Source organism: Lentibacillus kimchii, from assembly GCF_055381965.1.
Genome location: NZ_AP043934.1, coordinates 2,150,614 through 2,166,687 on the forward strand (window position 1 = coordinate 2,150,614; position 16,074 = coordinate 2,166,687).

General features: G+C 46.2%; 14 protein-coding genes. 7 read left to right on the forward strand and 7 right to left on the reverse strand.

Going from position 1 to position 16,074, the window contains the following annotated elements; genetic code table 11:
- The first annotated feature begins 1 nt into the window (after nt 1).
- On the forward strand, nt 2–1,759 hold the full coding sequence (locus tag ACZ444_RS11450; protein WP_382357887.1) for a GMC family oxidoreductase: 1,758 nt from the start codon (nt 2–4) through the stop codon (nt 1,757–1,759).
- A gap of 129 nt (nt 1,760–1,888) precedes the next feature.
- Here ACZ444_RS11450 and ACZ444_RS11455 read toward each other — a convergent pair whose 3' ends face one another.
- The 3 genes from ACZ444_RS11455 to ACZ444_RS11465 all read right to left on the reverse strand — a co-directional run bounded on the left by ACZ444_RS11455 (nt 1,889) and on the right by ACZ444_RS11465 (nt 5,342).
- Nucleotides 1,889–2,347, reverse strand: coding sequence for a small multi-drug export protein (locus ACZ444_RS11455; protein ID WP_382357888.1), 459 nt, complete (start codon nt 2,345–2,347; stop codon nt 1,889–1,891).
- A 157-nt stretch (nt 2,348–2,504) separates the two neighbouring features.
- Nucleotides 2,505–4,025 (reverse strand): sodium/proline symporter PutP, encoded by a 1,521-nt coding sequence (gene putP / locus ACZ444_RS11460; protein WP_382357889.1) that lies wholly within the window; start codon nt 4,023–4,025, stop codon nt 2,505–2,507.
- Between the two features lie 384 nt (nt 4,026–4,409).
- On the reverse strand, nt 4,410–5,342 hold the full coding sequence (locus ACZ444_RS11465) for an aldo/keto reductase (RefSeq protein ID WP_382357890.1): 933 nt from the start codon (nt 5,340–5,342) through the stop codon (nt 4,410–4,412).
- Nucleotides 5,343–5,478: 136 nt separating this feature from the next.
- Here ACZ444_RS11465 and ACZ444_RS11470 point away from each other — a divergent pair, with 136 nt between their 5' ends.
- Nucleotides 5,479–5,832, forward strand: coding sequence for a SpoIIAA family protein (locus ACZ444_RS11470; protein WP_382357891.1), 354 nt, complete (start codon nt 5,479–5,481; stop codon nt 5,830–5,832).
- Nucleotides 5,833–5,884: 52 nt separating this feature from the next.
- Here ACZ444_RS11470 and panD read toward each other — a convergent pair whose 3' ends face one another.
- The 3 genes from panD to pepV are packed head-to-tail and all read right to left on the reverse strand — an operon-like array spanning nt 5,885 to nt 9,565.
- Nucleotides 5,885–6,274: an aspartate 1-decarboxylase gene (gene panD / locus ACZ444_RS11475; protein ID WP_382357892.1), complete on the reverse strand. Its 390-nt coding sequence runs from the start codon at nt 6,272–6,274 to the stop codon at nt 5,885–5,887.
- A 51-nt stretch (nt 6,275–6,325) separates the two neighbouring features.
- On the reverse strand, nt 6,326–8,122 hold the full coding sequence (locus ACZ444_RS11480) for a M3 family oligoendopeptidase (protein WP_382357893.1): 1,797 nt from the start codon (nt 8,120–8,122) through the stop codon (nt 6,326–6,328).
- Between the two features lie 27 nt (nt 8,123–8,149).
- Complete coding sequence (pepV, locus tag ACZ444_RS11485; RefSeq protein WP_382357894.1) at nt 8,150–9,565, reverse strand: dipeptidase PepV; 1,416 nt, start codon at nt 9,563–9,565, stop codon at nt 8,150–8,152.
- A 213-nt stretch (nt 9,566–9,778) separates the two neighbouring features.
- On the opposite strand from pepV, the gene ACZ444_RS11490 reads away from it, so the two are divergent.
- The 5 genes from ACZ444_RS11490 to ACZ444_RS11510 all read left to right on the forward strand — a co-directional run bounded on the left by ACZ444_RS11490 (nt 9,779) and on the right by ACZ444_RS11510 (nt 14,515).
- Nucleotides 9,779–10,435 (forward strand): NAD(P)/FAD-dependent oxidoreductase, encoded by a 657-nt coding sequence (locus ACZ444_RS11490; RefSeq protein WP_382357895.1) that lies wholly within the window; start codon nt 9,779–9,781, stop codon nt 10,433–10,435.
- 139 nt (nt 10,436–10,574) lie between these two features.
- A complete protein-coding gene (locus ACZ444_RS11495; protein WP_382357896.1) occupies nt 10,575–11,420 on the forward strand; it encodes an ABC transporter ATP-binding protein in 846 nt (281 codons plus the stop codon).
- Nucleotides 11,371–12,309 (forward strand): iron-hydroxamate ABC transporter substrate-binding protein, encoded by a 939-nt coding sequence (locus tag ACZ444_RS11500; RefSeq protein WP_382357897.1) that lies wholly within the window; start codon nt 11,371–11,373, stop codon nt 12,307–12,309. The genes ACZ444_RS11495 and ACZ444_RS11500 overlap by 50 nt, the downstream gene beginning before the upstream one ends.
- A 191-nt stretch (nt 12,310–12,500) precedes the next feature.
- Nucleotides 12,501–13,508, forward strand: coding sequence for a FecCD family ABC transporter permease (locus tag ACZ444_RS11505; protein ID WP_382357898.1), 1,008 nt, complete (start codon nt 12,501–12,503; stop codon nt 13,506–13,508).
- A complete protein-coding gene (locus ACZ444_RS11510) occupies nt 13,505–14,515 on the forward strand; it encodes a FecCD family ABC transporter permease (RefSeq protein WP_382357899.1) in 1,011 nt (336 codons plus the stop codon). Before ACZ444_RS11505 ends, ACZ444_RS11510 begins: the two co-directional genes overlap by 4 nt.
- Before the next feature lie 159 nt (nt 14,516–14,674).
- Here the strand turns inward: ACZ444_RS11510 and ACZ444_RS11515 are convergent, their stop codons facing one another.
- The gene (locus ACZ444_RS11515) at nt 14,675–15,898 is read right to left on the reverse strand and encodes a dicarboxylate/amino acid:cation symporter (RefSeq protein WP_382357900.1); all 1,224 of its coding nucleotides are present in this window, start codon (nt 15,896–15,898) and stop codon (nt 14,675–14,677) included.
- Nucleotides 15,899–16,074 lie beyond the last annotated feature (176 nt).

Consider the following 16,074-nt stretch of genomic DNA (forward strand, 5'->3'; position numbering starts at 1 on the left):
GATGGCTCAAGAGTTAGAAAAAGTTGATGCTGTCATTGTCGGCACTGGCTGGGCTGGCGGTATTGCCGCTGCTGAGCTGACAAAAAAAGACTATCAGGTCGTCTCACTGGAACGAGGCAAAAAACAAACAAAAGATGACTTTGTCGGTACCAAAGACGAACTGAAATATTCAATTCGCTATGAATTGATGCAGGATTTATCCAAGGAAACCGTAACTGCCAGGAGTCATATAGACAACACGGCCCGCCCTGTCCGAAACAATTCAGATGCACGGCTCGGAACGGACACAGGCGGTGCAGGCGTACACTGGAATGGTGTCAGTTTCCGCTGGCTGCCCTATGATTTTGAAATATACAGTAAAACGGTTGAAAAGTACGGGAAAGAGAAGATTCCGAAAGACTGTACCATTAAGGATTGGGGCATAACGTATGATGAACTCGAACCCTATTATGACAAGTTCGAAAAGATGGCTGGCATTTCCGGTGAGGAAAATCCCATCGGGCCTGAACGTTCCGATAAGTATCCGAACCCGCCGATGAAAAATACCATGTCCATTAATCTCTTTAAAGAAGCGACCAAAAATCTCGGCTATCATCCCTACCATCTGCCATCCGCCAACGTGACCGAGCAGTATAAAAATCCGGATGGCGAGACCATTAATGCGTGCATGTATTGCGCATTCTGCGAAGAATATGGCTGTGATTTTGGCGCTAAATCCGATCCGATTGTTACGGTTCTGGAAACAGCTAAAAAATCCGGGAACTTTGAAATTCGCAATGAATCCACGGTTACCGAAGTCATCCACGATGGTAACAAAGCAACCGGGTTAAAATACGTTGATAACGCGAGCGGTGATGAATACATCCAGCCTGCCGATCTCGTCGTACTGGCTGGTTTCACCTTTACGAATAATAAACTATTATTGATGTCGGATATTGGCAAACCGTATAATCCAGATACGCAGGAAGGCATTATCGGTAAAAACTTTACAGGTCATTTCAACAATTTGTCCACCTATATTGGGGCGCGCGGCTTTTTCAAAGATAAGAAGTTTAACCTGGCCATGGGAGCCGGTGCCCTTGGCGCAACGATCGATGATTTCTCCGGTGATAATATGGATCACTCGGATGTTGATTTTCTGCATGGGTATGAAGTCCACTATTTCCAGCTGGGCAAACGGCCGATTGCCCATAATGTAGTCCCGCGAGGAACACCAGCATGGGGTAAAGAATTTAAAGACAAAAATCTGTTTTATCACAATCGCAACTTATTCATTACCCCGCAGACAGGCTTTTTGCCCAACCGATACACGTATATGGATCTTGATCCGACGTATAAAGATGCATTGGGCAACCCGCTTCTGCGTGTGACTGTGCAATATGATGAGCAGGATCGGAAGCGCGCGCAGCATGGCGTGGATAAATGCGGTGAGATTATGAAGGAAATGGGTGCCGACATTATTGACACGGACGGGGTGGCGGATGACGCTACATTTGATCATAAATTTTACACCGATCACTTCCTGGGCGGTGTGATGATGGGCGATGATCCTGACACATCCGCTGTTAACACATACTCGCAAATGTGGGATATGGAAAACTTATTCGTAATCGGCGGTTCGTCCTTCCCGCATAACAGCAACTACAACCCGACTGAAACGATTGGCGCATTTGCCTATCGTGCGGCAGAAGGCATGGACAAGTATCTGCAGGATGGCGGTCTGGTAACGTACGGCAAACAGGAAACCCGGCGCGTCTAATCACATGGTGCCGATAAGGCAAAGCAGCTGATTCTGTCTTCAGAGTCAGCTGTTTTGATGTTGACACTAGGGGATGCCCCATATAAAACATAGAGCACACCGAATTAAACAATGAGGCAGTTGTCATCGCTAAAAATCTTTCGTAAAAAAATCAAATCCGAGTGCTGTGGCAACACCAATAATGATGATCCATAGCAGAATCCCTGCGCCCATCCAGAGGCTCATCGCTCGTTTGGATGCACCCAGAGCCATGCCAATAAAGGCTGAGATATGGGTACCGATTAAAAATGGTCCCAGTAATGCAAGGCCGGGAACGCCATATTTCTGAAAAAACCTTACCGCTCTGAGACTGCCCTTTGAAGATTGTTTTCCTTTTGCCTCACGACGTCTGACATACCAGCGTTTTAATTTATCAAATCCAAAAATGACAACAAGCACTGATAACATATTGCCCGCAAATGCTACCAGCATAACTAAAAATGGCATCATTCCCCAGACAATACCGATTGGCACAACCACAATCACTTCCAGCCAAGGCACCGCTGCCCCTAAAAAAATCAGTAAATACTTATAAAGCAACAGTCTCACCCTTTTAGCGTCATTTTATCTCCCATGATCATACACGATAACAAGATTGCAGGGAAGTATAGCGGTACGGCTGGCGATTATTTCAGATACTAATCACGATAAAAAAAAGCTCAAGTACCGGGCAACAGGCACTTGAGCTGACTGATAGTTTTCCGTCCTAGTCGTTTAGTTTCTCCAGAGTCTGATTATATTCCCGTTCAATCTCTGGATCAGGGGTTGTGAACAGACTGACAACAATCGTTACAACAAGATTCAGGATGAAGCCTGGAAAGATCTCGTATAAGTCAAACAGACCGCCTTCCAGAAGGTCACCCCAGACGATAACTGTCAAAGCACCTGTCAGAATCCCCGCAACAGCACCGGTACGTGTCGCTCGCTTCCAAAACAAAGCCAGAAGAATAATAGGGCCAAATGCGGCGCCAAATCCAGCCCAGGCATAACTGACCAGATCAAGTACGGAACTATCCGGATTGATAGCAATCAATACGGCAAACAGTGCAATGAGCAATGTAGCTAGCCGGCCAACCCAGACGAGCTCTTTATCACTTGCATTTCTGCGGAAAATAGCCTTATAAAAGTCTTCAGCTACAGCTGACGACGAAACAAGCAGCTGAGAGTCAACGGTACTCATAATAGAAGATAAAATACCAGCAATCAGAACACCAGCCACAACCGGATTAAATAATATTTGGGAAAAAGCGATAAAGATTTTTTCCGGATCGCCGAGAACCTGCAGTCCGTCCTCTGTCGTTATTTCAATCCCCAACTGACTCAGCACCGATACGTCCTGAGTACTGATGAAGGCAAGGCCAATAAAACCGACAAAGATCGAACCATACAAACCCAGAACCATCCATGTCGTCCCAATAAATCTAGCCTTCTTAACATCTTTGGGCGATTTTAATGCCATAAAACGTACAATGATATGCGGTTGACCAAAATAACCCAGCCCCCAGGCGAGCGATGATAAAATAGCAATAACACCCACACCCTGAATCATGTTCAAATGGTCTGGGTTAATCTCTCCAACAGCCTGAACTGCTTCATTCCAGCCGCCCATTTGATTTAAAGCTACGATGGGGACGACAATGAGAGCAAGGAACATCAGGATTCCCTGGATAAAATCTGTCCAGGCTACTGCCAGAAAGCCGCCAAATAACGTATACGAAACGACAACCAGCGCACCGATCAGCAGAGCTGCATGATACGGCAAACCAAAAGACGCTTCAAATAATTTGGCGCCTGCTACCATACCGGAGGATGTATAAAATAGAAAAAACAATAAAATAACAAGTGCCGAAATCACTCTTAATAAATGCGACTTATCTTTGAAACGATTAGCCAAAAAATCCGGGATAGTAATTGAGTTATTGGAGACCTCTGTATAAACGCGCAGACGCTTGGCAACAAATTGCCAGTTAAGATAAGCACCCGTTGAGAGTCCAATTGCCATCCAAGCTTCAGATAATCCGGACGCATAAATCGCTCCCGGCAGGCCCAAAAGCAGCCACCCACTCATGTCCGAGGCGCCTGCACTTAACGCTGCGACACCGGGTCCAAGTTTCCGACCGCCAAGAACGTAATCCGATAAATCGCTTGTACGGCGATACATGACAACACCGATGATAAGTAAAAAGATCAGATAAACAATAAACGTTATCAATGTTGACGTTTCCACGTTTAATCCCTCCTTTTACTTCCAAATAAAGTTATGATAGACAGTATTATCAACAATGGCATAGGGACAAATATCCAAAACCATGTTGCTCCAGATATAGCGTATTCCATATTGCAACCCCTTTCATTTTTAGAAATTATAAGATTTCCGCTTCAATAAAAAAATAGCATAGGTTTGGTAAGTTGTGCAATAATCAGTTAAATGAAAAATATTAGACCTTGTAATGTCAAACTTTTCAAAAAACATTTAAAACACGTCACTACTCGAAGCTTTTTTTGTTCAAACGAATCATATCAGTCCTTTTTGACTAAACCCAAAGGTAGATTAAGCCAGGCACATATAACAATTCTATGCGCCTGGCTTAATAGTATGTGTACGCGTCAATTAACTGAACAAACGGTCGATCGTATCAATGGTTTCCTGGGTGAGCTGGATCTCGCCTGCACGTTTATTAGCACGCACTTGGTTAGCCCGTTTTGCGCCGGGAATCACAACATCCAGTGATGGCCGGGAAAAATACCAGGCAAGAACAATATGCGCTACCTCTTCGCCATAGTCATTTGCGATGTCACGCAGCTTGTCCACTTTTTTAATATTTTCCTGAAATGTTTCACCCTGGAAGCTCGGCTTGCTGGCACGGATGTCTGTAAAGGTGGACGTGCTATCGTATTTTCCTGTCAGCAGACCGGACTCCAGCGGAAAATAAGGGATAAACGTCATGCCATTTTCGGCTGTATATGGCAGCATTGCTGTTTCAGCATCACGGTTCAGTAAATTATACTCACCCTGAACGACATCAACATAACCATCCTGATTAGCTTCCTTCAGGTCATCCAGAGAAAAGTTGGATACCCCGATGGAGCGGATTTTCCCCTCATCGCGCAATTCTTTTAATGCGCCAACTGCTTCATATTTCGGTGTGTCCTCATCAGGGAAATGGATGTAGAATAAGTCAATATAATCTGTCTGCAGACGTCGCAGGCTATTCTCGACCTGCTGCTTCAAAAATTTTGGATGATTATTCATCACAACATCGTCGCCAACAAATTCGTGCGCTCCTTTAGTTGCCAGAACGACATCGTCCCGCTTAAAGTCTTTCAGAGTCTCGCCGATCAGCTCCTCGGAACGTCCTTTGCCATAAATATAAGCCGTATCCAGCATATTCATGCCATTCCCGACAGCTTCGCGAACCAATGCTTTTCCTTCTTCTTCATCAAGCATATTCGGATATATATTATGACCGCCAACCGCATTCGTACCAACACCTACTGGATACACACGGATGCCAGATTGACCCAATTGAACTTGCTGATCCATATGAATAACTCCTTTTTTAATAAATCATCCGTCAATAGGATCTTCCACTTTTCTCTGTTTATAAAACATGACGCAATGGTAAATAATAGCGGGGGACCAGCTTGTGAACACCTAAGTGAGAGGTTTGTGATAAAAAATGATTGAAAACGCGAATATTGAGTACAGTCCCAATGTAGACGTTACCATTCAAAATAAGCTGACAAAGGAAGATGTGCAGAAGCTCGATGATTTCTTTAAGGATCAAGTTGCCGACACGGAGAAAATTAACTTGCTGATCACAACCGAAAACTGGGAAGGCATAACTCTGAAAGGGCTGCTGGAAGATTTAAAAGTGATGAAACACCTGACGAGCATCAATAAGGCTGCGCTTGTTTCCGACAGCAAACTTATGGAGGCGGATTCGAAATTGGACCGCCTATTGCCAGGCGTGTCGCTGCAATTCTATACAAAAGATCAAAAGGAAGATGCTAAAGCATGGCTCTCTGAGTAAATTGACAGAAGGCAGGCACATGTACAAGTAAACACGTGCCTGCTGTCTTGCGTTACAATTCTGCTTCCTCAGAGCTCAGGTCATGTTCTTCTATGCTGGTCACCTCATTATCCCCATCAACAAACACAACCCGCGGTTTCATCGCCTCGATTTCCTCATCTGTCATCAGTCCCTGGCTTAAGATAATCACGAGATCATCGACTGAAAACAAATTGGCAGGCGGGCCGTTCAGACAAATCTGTCCTGATCCATCCGGTCCAGGAATTGCGTACGTTTTCCATCTGGCAGCATTCCGTATATTGGCGATCTGTACCATTTCATATGGTATAATATTGGCTTCTTTCATGAGTTTGCGATCAATCGTGACACTGCCGACATAATCCAAATCGGCTTCTGTGACGGTCGCCCGATGAATTTTTCCTTTACACATAAATCGTTGCATGAAAAGAACCTCCTAATTGATGACTTTCGTTTTGACCCAGCTCCGCCTGATTTATTCCGTCAGTCTGATAAATTCTTCAGCGTCTTCAGCCATGATGCGGATACCGCCTTCCCAGAAAGCTTTATTGGTAAGATCAACGCCTAAATGCTTGAAAGCGAGATTTTCCACAGTCATCGAGCCTGTATCCTGCAAAAGGGCAATATACTTATCTTCAAAGCCTTCCGGATGTTTCAGATATTCCGCATAAATTCCCAGGCTGAATAAAAAGCCAAATGTATAAGGGAAATTATAAAATGGCACATCATCAAAGAAAAAGTGCAATTTACTGCTCCAGAAATGCGGGTGATAGCTGGCCAGGGAATCACCATATGCTTCCTTCTGCGCATTGACCATTAATTCATTGATGCGCTTTTCCGAGACAATGCCCTTGGCCCGCTCCGTATGAAAAGCATCTTCAAACAGGAAACGTGTATGAATATTTAAAAACATTGCCGTTGCATTTTCCAGTTTCGTATCCAGCAGTGTGATTTTCTCATCTTTGCTCTCAGCTTTAGCAAGTGTTGCATTCGTAATAATCGTTTCCGCAAATGTGCTGGCTGTTTCCGCGACGTTCATCGCATATTCCTGATTTAACGCAGGCAAGTCTTTCATGACATAGCTGTGAAAGGCATGCCCTAATTCGTGCGCCAGGGTGCTTGCATCACTCGCAGAACCGGTGAACGTCATGAAAATGCGTGACTCTTCCCACTCCGGGAGCTGTGCACAATAACCGCCGGGACGCTTATTCGACCGGTCTTCCGCTTCCACCCAGCGGTTCTCCAGTGCATGCCGGGCAAACGCTGACAGTTTTGTACTAAAGCTGGCGAAATGATTAATTACAAATTCACAAGCTTCATCAAACGTGAACGTCATCGGCTGAACACCATTAATGGCGACGGGTGCCTCCACATCCTGCCAGCCGAGTTTATCCATACCGAGGACGCTTGCCTTGCGGTTAAGAAAATCAATAAACGGCTGCTTGTTCTCTTCAACAGCTGTCCACATGGCATCCAGCGTTTCCTTAGTCATCCGATTGTACTCCAGTGGCTCTTCTAAGTGACTGCCGCGATTATGCGCCTTCTGCAAGGTCAGCCGGTAGCCATCCAAATGGTTAAGGATGTCGGCAAAAATCGGCGCGTATTTGCTCCAGGCAGCTTCCCAATTATCAAATAACTGCTTGCGCACGTCAGCATCGGGATCCGTATACATCCGGTTCATTGCCTGTCCCACTGACAATTCCGTTGTTTCCCCGTTTTGATCAGTGAAGGGGATCGTCATGAGTGAAACAACCGTGTCATAAAGATTGCTCCAGCCAGCCAGACCATCCTGATTCAAGTCGGCAATAAGTTTTTCCTCACCGTCAGACAGCAGTCGCTCGCCCTTGCTGCGAATCTCATTCAACGCAAACGCTCTCTTATTGAGTGATTCATCTTCCAGCAATGCGTTCCAGTCCGCATCTGGTATCGCGACCAATTGTTTTGTAAACGTATTGGAAAGCTTTTGCATCTCACTCTCTAAATCCATAATCTGACCCATTACGACATCAGCATGCTCATCATCCATATACGCATCATGATACATTTGTACAAAGGTCGCAGCCTGTCCGATCCCTTTACCGATCGTCTCCTGCTGCCCGAGAAGCACTTTTAGTGACTCGGCGGCAGGGTTATCGCTCAGGCTGTAGTCATCAAGCATTGTCTGATAAACAGTAATGTCTTCCTTTATAGCCGATAGCTTGGTTTGCAGTTCTTCTGACTTGGTTCCCCCTGGAAAAATACTGTCCAGATCCCATGTCTCTGGGTAATTCATGACTGGTCACCTCCTCTTATTGGTCCATTAGTCTGCCTTTGCCAATTCATAGATCGCCTGGGCATAAATGGCCGTTGTCTTCAGCAAATCGTCCACGATAGCATATTCATCTTTTTGATGCATAACATCCTCACGTCCTGGGAACATCGCGCCAAAAGCAACACCACGGTCCAGAGCGCGTGCATAGGTGCCGCCGCCGATTGCCAGCGGTTCGCCCGTTTCGCCGGTCTGTTCCTCATAAACCTGCTTAAGCGTCTGAACAAGCGGATCATCTTTTTCAACATAAGCTGGTTTGGAATCTGTCATGTTCTCCATCGTGAGATCTTTTGCCGCAATGGCTTTTGTTAAGGTCTCTTTTCCTTTATCCATATCAAATGTTACCGGGTAGCGCATGTTGACGCCAATGCGCCCTTTCGATCCTCTTGTATATTGCATGACGCCTGCATTCATCGTTAAATCACCAGAAACATCATCAGAAACCGCCATGTTAAATGCTTCACCACGAGTCTGACCGCGGAATTCAGCAATTGTCTCGAGGAACTTTTTCCCTGAAGCATCCAGCGGCAGGTCCTGTAAAAACTGCGCGAGTCGTATGCCAGCATTGATACCGTTTGCCGGTTCGGCGCCGTGTGCACTCACACCATTCAGGGTGAACGTCATTTCTCCGTCCTCAGCACTGGCCTGTCCGTCCAGTCCAGCATCGGCAAGATAACGCTGATATGACTGTATCATGTCTTGTGTATTTTGCGGAGCCGTGATACGGGCTTCAGCATGGTCAGGCACCATATTGTAACGCAGGCCGGATTGGAATGTTTGTAAGACACGTTCATCTTGTGCAGCTTCCGCATCTGCCTGCAGCACCAGATCAAAATCAGATAAGCCTTTTTCTGCGAAGATTATTGGGAATTCCGCATCCGGAACAAAACCCATATCCGGCATTTCCTCTTTTGCGAAGTAGTGGTTAACACCCCGCCAGTCACTTTCTTCATCCGTTCCAATAATCAGACGAATGCGCTTATCGAGTGGCACTCCCAGCTCTTTTACGATTTTCATCCCATAATAAGCTGCTATCGTCGGCCCTTTGTCATCACTGGATCCGCGCGCATAAATTCGGCCATCTTTAATTGTGGCGCCGTAGGGTTCCATGCTCCAGCCATCACCTTCTGGGACGACATCAGCATGCCCAAGTATACCGAGCATTTCCTCACCTTCACCCATCTCCAGATGACCGGCAAGGTTGTCCACGTTTTTGACGGAAAACCCGTCGCCATCACCTAAATTCAGCATATAGTGCAAGGCATCTTTAACACCTTGGCCAAGCGGTGCCTCTGAGTCAGCCTGTTCTTCATTCAGGACACTTTTAATACTGAGAAACCCTTGCAGATCCTTAAGCAGCTCATCCTGCCGTTTGACAACTTCATCCATCCAATTGATTTTATCCATATCCTTATCACTCCTTCGTGCAGCCAGTCCTGTCATAAGTTAATACAACCTGGCAAGGCCAGCGCTTTCATCGTGTACCTTTTATTGTATCGCAGTTGTTCTTATGTTCAAACTATTTTCACTTAAGCCAGCCTTAATAAATTGAAAACGATTATCAATTACGGTATAATGTAGACTAGAATGAGTTTGAGCGATAGAGAGAGGGTTTGTCTTATGAATTGGCAGCAAGAGCCAGAGTTGTATGACATGACCATTATTGGCGGCGGTACCGCTGGTATGTATGCAGCCTATTATGCGGGTATGCGCGGCATGTCGGTGAAAATCATCGATTGTCTGCCTTTTCTCGGCGGAACCGTGACGGCTTTTTACCCGGAAAAAATGATTTACGATATTGGCGGCATCCCGAAAATCAGCGGCGCCGATTTTATCAGTCAAATGGAAGAACAGGCCTTAATGTTTAATCCGTCCATTATTATGAATCGTACGGTTAAGGCAATCGGTGGCAACGCTGATGCATCTCTGTCACTGACACTGGAAAATGGTGACGTGCATCATTCGAAGACAGTTTTAATTGCAGCCGGCCCGGGTGTGATAACTAAGCGAGAGCGAAAAGACGTGTATTTCTGCGATCCTGCTCCCATTGAAGCCTGGGGGTTTCCATTAGAAAGACGGCGCATACCCGTTTCGAACGACATGGAAACCCAGATGCCTCATGTATACGTAGCAGGTGATATGGCGGGTTATACCGGCAAGTGGCGGTTAATAGCCTCGGCTTATACGGAAGCTGTTACAGCAGTCAATCACGCTAAAACTTACCTTGATCCATCAGCTCCTGCTCAAGTGTACAGCTCGCTTTTATTAGATCCCTGATAAATGCTTTTTATGATTATTTTGTGATAACTCTTAGAGTGTCATTGACAGGACAGAGCGGGCAGATTATAGTACCATTAGCACTGTAATGAGAACTATTTTCAATTCACGCCCTTTTGATTATATAGGAGGTTATGTCATGGTCTCTGTAAACGCCGACAACATCGAGATCGGCTATGGCGAACAGCCGATCATTGAGAATCTATCTGTAGAAATCCCTCAAAATCAGATCACTACGATTATTGGACCAAATGGCTGCGGAAAATCAACACTGCTAAAAGCCTTAACACGTATTATCCCGCACCAATCCGGATCTGTTTTAGTTGATGGAAAAGACATTGCCAAGGAAAAAACCAAGGCACTTGCACAGAAGATGGCTATCTTGCCACAGAGTCCTGAAAGCGCCAACGGCTTAACCGTACGCGAGCTCGTCTCCTACGGCCGTTATCCTTATCAAAAAGGTCTGGGACGCTTAAAGCAATATGACCGCGAACTGATCGACTGGGCTCTTGATGTGACAAATATTTCTGCGTTAAGAAATGAGTCAGTCGATACATTATCCGGCGGGCAGCGTCAGCGCGTCTGGATTGCCATGTCGCTTGCACAGGATACAGACATGATCTTTTTGGATGAACCGACAACCTATCTGGATATGGCCCATCAGCTGGAAGTGCTGGAACTTCTTCAGCAATTGAATCTGGAACAAAGCCGGACGATCGTGATGGTGCTGCATGATTTAAATCAGGCGGCCAGATTCGCTGATCATCTCATTGCTATGAAAGATGGCGACATTGTTCAGACTGGTACGAGTGAAGATGTTATCCAATGTGATGTTTTACGCGAGGTTTTCTCGATTGATGCTGATATTTGCCGTGACCCAAGAACCAATAAACCTATGTGTTTAACCTATAACCTGCTTAAAGGAGAAAATCAGCATGAAGAAAATACTTGCCCTTTGTCTGCTCTTAACCGCGCTTTTGCTTAGTGCGTGCAGCGAGACATCAGATGATGATAATCAGAAAGATAAAGCTATGGACAAAGACCAGGATGACAAAGCTATGAGAACCTATGAATCTGAAGACGGTCCTGTTGAAGTCCCAAAAGATCCTGAACGCATTGTCGTTTTGACCTCCTTCTTTGCCGGGGATGTGGCAGCACTGGATGGCGATATTGTTGGCGTCGACCAGGGAGCGAAAAAAAGCCCTGTGCTAAAAGATAAGGTAAAGGATGCTGAGGTTGTCTCAGCTGAAAATGTCGAGAAGATTTTAAATCTCGATCCAGATTTAATCATTGGTCTGTCCTCGGTCAAAAATAGTGATAAATTAGAAGAAATCGCCCCAACCGTCACCTACACATACGGGGAGCTTGGTTACTTAGATCAGCGTATTGAAATCGGCAAGCTGCTCGGTAAAAAAGATCAGGCAAAAGAATGGGTACAGGACTTTAAAAAGCGGGCAGAGGATCTCGGAGAAAAAGTCAAAAACAACATTGGCGCAGATACAACGATCTCAGTTACCGAGAAATTTGATAAACAGTTTTACGTTTATGGTGATAACTGGGCCCGTGGAACGGAAATCCTCTATCAGGCTATGGATCTGAAAATGCCGGAAAACGTGAAAGAATCAGCGGAAGAGCAAGGTTATCTTTCTATTTCACCAGAAGCGATTCCAGACTACGCTGGCGACTATATGGTTATCGCTGAAGACCCGGGTGCCGACAATGCGTTTCAGGATACTGAGACATACAAAAATATTCCGGCTGTCAAAAACGATCACGTCATCCACGTGAATGCCAACGCATTTCATTTTAATGATGCGATCAGCCTGGATTATGAATTGAATGTATTCAAAGAGGCTTTTTTGGGTGAATCCTAATTTATCAAGGCGGAATGGGCGGGCTAGACATTCCGCCTTTTTCGTTTGCAATGTCCTATCATTCAATGATGCCCGATCTGTTCGGCCATCATAGCAAACACCGATCTTAACCTGCCGTTGCTTGTATAGCGAAAACCAGCATACAAAAAGAATTTTTGTATTTCCAGTCTGCATTCAGAAAGATGAGAGCCATGGCAAAATTCATAAAGACCATTCCCATGTTTTATAAATTTATCATAGCACTTGTCCTTTTGCTCGCCTCGTTTGGGGTGACTGCATTCTTCGGGGCGGCCGATACCACGATGCATGATGTCCTGGCAGCATTTGGCTTCCACGCAAAAACTGACGCCGCCGTTCTTATCCGCGAAATACGCCTGCCGAGAGAGACGGCAGCTGTTTTTGTGGGTGCAGCCTTAGCCGTATCAGGCGCATTGATGCAGGGTGTAACCCGGAATCCGCTGGCAGACCCGGGCCTGCTCGGACTCACAGCAGGAGCAAATGCCGCTCTCGCTCTCACACTCGCTTTTTGGTCTGGACCATCAACATTTGTGATTATGATTGCCTGCTTCATCGGCGCTGCAGTTGGGATGCTCCTTGTTGTTGGCATTGGCGGTATGAAAAAAGGCGGTTTGTCGCCTTTTCGGATTGTGCTTGCAGGAGCTGCTGTCTCAGCCTTTCTAGAAGCCATTGCAGATGGAACAGGTCTCTACTTTAAACTCTCAAAAGATGTGAAAATGTGGACGGCAGGCGGTCTGACCAGCACCGTCTGGCAGCAGCTTGAGGTTGTCGTACCATTTATTCTGGCAGGTATCATCATAGCACTGCTCTTTTCACGTCATCTCACCGTTCTGAGTCTGAACCAGGATGTTGCGGTTGGCTTGGGCCAAAAAACCACCTTTATAAAAACGTTCCTGTTTCTGGCCATCATTTTGCTTGCCGGTGCTTCCGTAGCTCTTGCGGGCAACCTCGCCTTCCTTGGTTTGATGATTCCGCATATTGTGAGGGCAGTCGTTGGACCGGATTATCGATTCATCGTACCTATGTCGGCAATTGCTGGCGCAGCGTTCATGTTATGGGCGGATACACTGAGCCGCACGATGAACGCCCCCTATGAAACGCCGGTTGCTGCGATTATCGCTATATTCGGGCTTCCATTTTTCCTGATTGTTATCCATAAGGGAGGCCGCACTTTCTCATGATCCGTACATCATTGCATCACAAACAACGCCTGATTTTATTAGGCTTTAGTTTATTAATCATCGCGACCGCTTTTATCGGAATGGGTCTCGGGGATGCGTCTCTCCCGTACAGCCGATTGCCTGCCGTTCTCCTGGGCAACGGTGATTTAAAAGAAAATTTCATCCTGTTTTCTATACGCTTGCCCCGGTTAACCGTCACACTTCTTGCCGGTATGGCACTGGGTGTCTCTGGTGCTATTCTGCAGGGCATGACACGCAATGATCTGGCCGATCCTGGCATCATTGGGATTAACAATGGAGCAGGTGTCGCCATCGCTGTATTCTTCCTCTTCTTCCCAATTGAAGCAGATTCATTTGTATATGTATTGCCTGTCGTTGCTTTCATTGGAGCTTTCTTAACAGCTGGATTGATTTATGTCTTTTCCTACAGCCGCTTCACCGGTTTTCAGCCGGTTCGTTTGGTTCTGGTGGGTGTGGGCTTTTCGATGGCGCTATCAGGGGTGATGATTGTACTGATCTCGACAGCAAGCCGTGAAAAGGTTGACTTTATTTCCAATTGGCTGGCGGGAAGTGTTTGGGGAACCGACTGGGTCTTTGCTGGTGCCATGCTCCCCTGGCTTATTATCCTGATTCCATATGCCCTATGGAAAGCCCGCCGTCTCGATATACTCAGCCTGGATGAATCGACAACCATTGGACTCGGTGTTGCCTTGGGACGGGAACGGTTAACCCTGCTTCTGGCAGCCGTTGCCTTGGCGGCTGCTGCGGTATCTGTGACGGGAGGCATTGCCTTTATTGGCTTAATGGCACCGCACATTGCACGTGCCCTGGTTGGTCCGCGTCACGGACTCTTAATCCCGGTCGCGACGCTTGTCGGGGGCTGGCTTCTTATGCTTGCAGATACAATTGGTCTTCATTTGATTGAACCTAATGGCATGCCTGCCGGTATCGTCACCGCTTTAATTGGCGCACCTTACTTCTTATATTTATTAATACGAAAAATTTAAGCAGACTCAAAAGAAGCTGGATTTAGCGAAGAAAATATGGGGAATCCTGCGGAAGCAGAGACTGCGCCAAAATGCCCGCGGACGTGGCGAGAACGAGGAAGCTCACCAGCGCCCGCGGAAAGCGGCGTCTATTTCCGGAGCAGCCTTATTGCCTTAACGCTAAGCAGACTGCTTCTGCTTCTTCTGTTTCTCCAGTTTCCGCTTTTCAGTCGCATCAACAACCACACTCGCAGCAGCATCCCCTGTCACATTCACCGATGTGCGCATCATATCCAGGATCCGGTCAATGCCGCCAACCAGCGCGATACCCTGCAACGGCAGATTAACAGCACTTAACGCCATTGTCAGCATAATCAGGCCTGCACCTGGCACACCAGCTGTTCCGATCGAGGCAAGTGTCCCGACCAGCACGACTGTAGCCATTTGTGAAATCGACAAGTCGATACCAAAATACTGGGCAACAAACATGGAACACAGACCAACATACAGGGCGGTTCCATCCATATTGATTGTCGCACCCAGCGGCAGCACAAAAGTGCTGACCTCTTTGGAAACACCAAGGTTCTCCTGAGCACTTTTTATCGTTACCGGCAGTGTTCCTGAACTGCTGCTGGTGCTGAAAGACACGGCCGTTGCCGGAAAGATCCCTTTAAAGAAACGGATAGGACTCATTTTGCCAAATTGCTTGACGATTAAAGCATACACAATGGCCAGCTGAATAACACAAGCTGCAAGCATTGCCAGAACAAGTTTAATTAACGGCAGCAATACATCGGCGCCATACTCGCCGACGACAGGCGCTAAAAGTCCGAAAACACCAATCGGTACAATTGCCATAACCATTCCGGTGATCTTATACATAACCTCTGCCAGTCCGTCAAAGAACCGCTGGACCGGCTGTGCCTTTTCACCAACAAGTGTAATAGCAATACCAATCAGTAACGCAAAAAAGATAATTTGCAAAATATTGCCTGATGCCAGTGCTTCAAACGGATTCGTTGGCACAATATTTAAGATCGTCTGAATGACACCATCCGTTTCAGTCGGTTCAGGCGCCTCTTTTCCTTCTAAGGATATATCTATACCGCTGCCTGGCGAAAACAGTTTCCCGGCAACAATCCCTAATGTAATAGCCAGCATACTGGTTACCAGATAGAAGATAACCGTTTTACCGCCAAGTCGCCCAAGCTTTTTCACATCACTCGTGCTGGCGACCCCAACAACTAATGTGGCGAGCACTAAAGGCGTAATAATAAATTTGATCAGGCGGAGAAATAGATCCCCAAGCGGCTGAACAACCTCCATCTTATCGCCGAAAATGATACCGGTTACAATAGCTAATACAAACGCAGCAATTAACTGCCATATAAGACTCTTTTTCATTTGTAGTCCCCCCCTAGTCTGTCTTTGGATGTTTCTATCAATCTATTACGTCATGCAATTTGGATATATGCAAAAATTAATACAATTCTATTTGACCAGCACTGCCAAATGCAGAATATCTCATATTCTACCGTATTATATTACATGCGTGCAACAATTTATGTCTGGAATTTAAA

Excerpts from the sequence above, each read along its gene's own strand:
- ACZ444_RS11450 (WP_382357887.1), top strand. The coding sequence starts at position 2 with ATGGCTCAAGAGTTAGAAAAAGTTGATGCTGTCATTGTCGGCACTGGC.
- ACZ444_RS11490 (WP_382357895.1), top strand. The coding sequence starts at position 9,779 with ATGAATTGGCAGCAAGAGCCAGAGTTGTATGACATGACCATTATTGGC.
- ACZ444_RS11465 (WP_382357890.1), bottom strand. The coding sequence starts at position 5,342 with ATGGATCAGCAAGTTCAATTGGGTCAATCTGGCATCCGTGTGTATCCA.
- ACZ444_RS11495 (WP_382357896.1), top strand. The coding sequence starts at position 10,575 with ATGGTCTCTGTAAACGCCGACAACATCGAGATCGGCTATGGCGAACAG.
- ACZ444_RS11470 (WP_382357891.1), top strand. The coding sequence starts at position 5,479 with ATGATTGAAAACGCGAATATTGAGTACAGTCCCAATGTAGACGTTACC.
- ACZ444_RS11515 (WP_382357900.1), bottom strand. The coding sequence starts at position 15,898 with ATGAAAAAGAGTCTTATATGGCAGTTAATTGCTGCGTTTGTATTAGCT.
- ACZ444_RS11500 (WP_382357897.1), top strand. The coding sequence starts at position 11,371 with ATGAAGAAAATACTTGCCCTTTGTCTGCTCTTAACCGCGCTTTTGCTT.
- pepV (WP_382357894.1), bottom strand. The coding sequence starts at position 9,565 with ATGGATAAAATCAATTGGATGGATGAAGTTGTCAAACGGCAGGATGAG.
- ACZ444_RS11505 (WP_382357898.1), top strand. The coding sequence starts at position 12,501 with ATGGCAAAATTCATAAAGACCATTCCCATGTTTTATAAATTTATCATA.
- ACZ444_RS11480 (WP_382357893.1), bottom strand. The coding sequence starts at position 8,122 with ATGAATTACCCAGAGACATGGGATCTGGACAGTATTTTTCCAGGGGGA.
- panD (WP_382357892.1), bottom strand. The coding sequence starts at position 6,274 with ATGCAACGATTTATGTGTAAAGGAAAAATTCATCGGGCGACCGTCACA.
- ACZ444_RS11510 (WP_382357899.1), top strand. The coding sequence starts at position 13,505 with ATGATCCGTACATCATTGCATCACAAACAACGCCTGATTTTATTAGGC.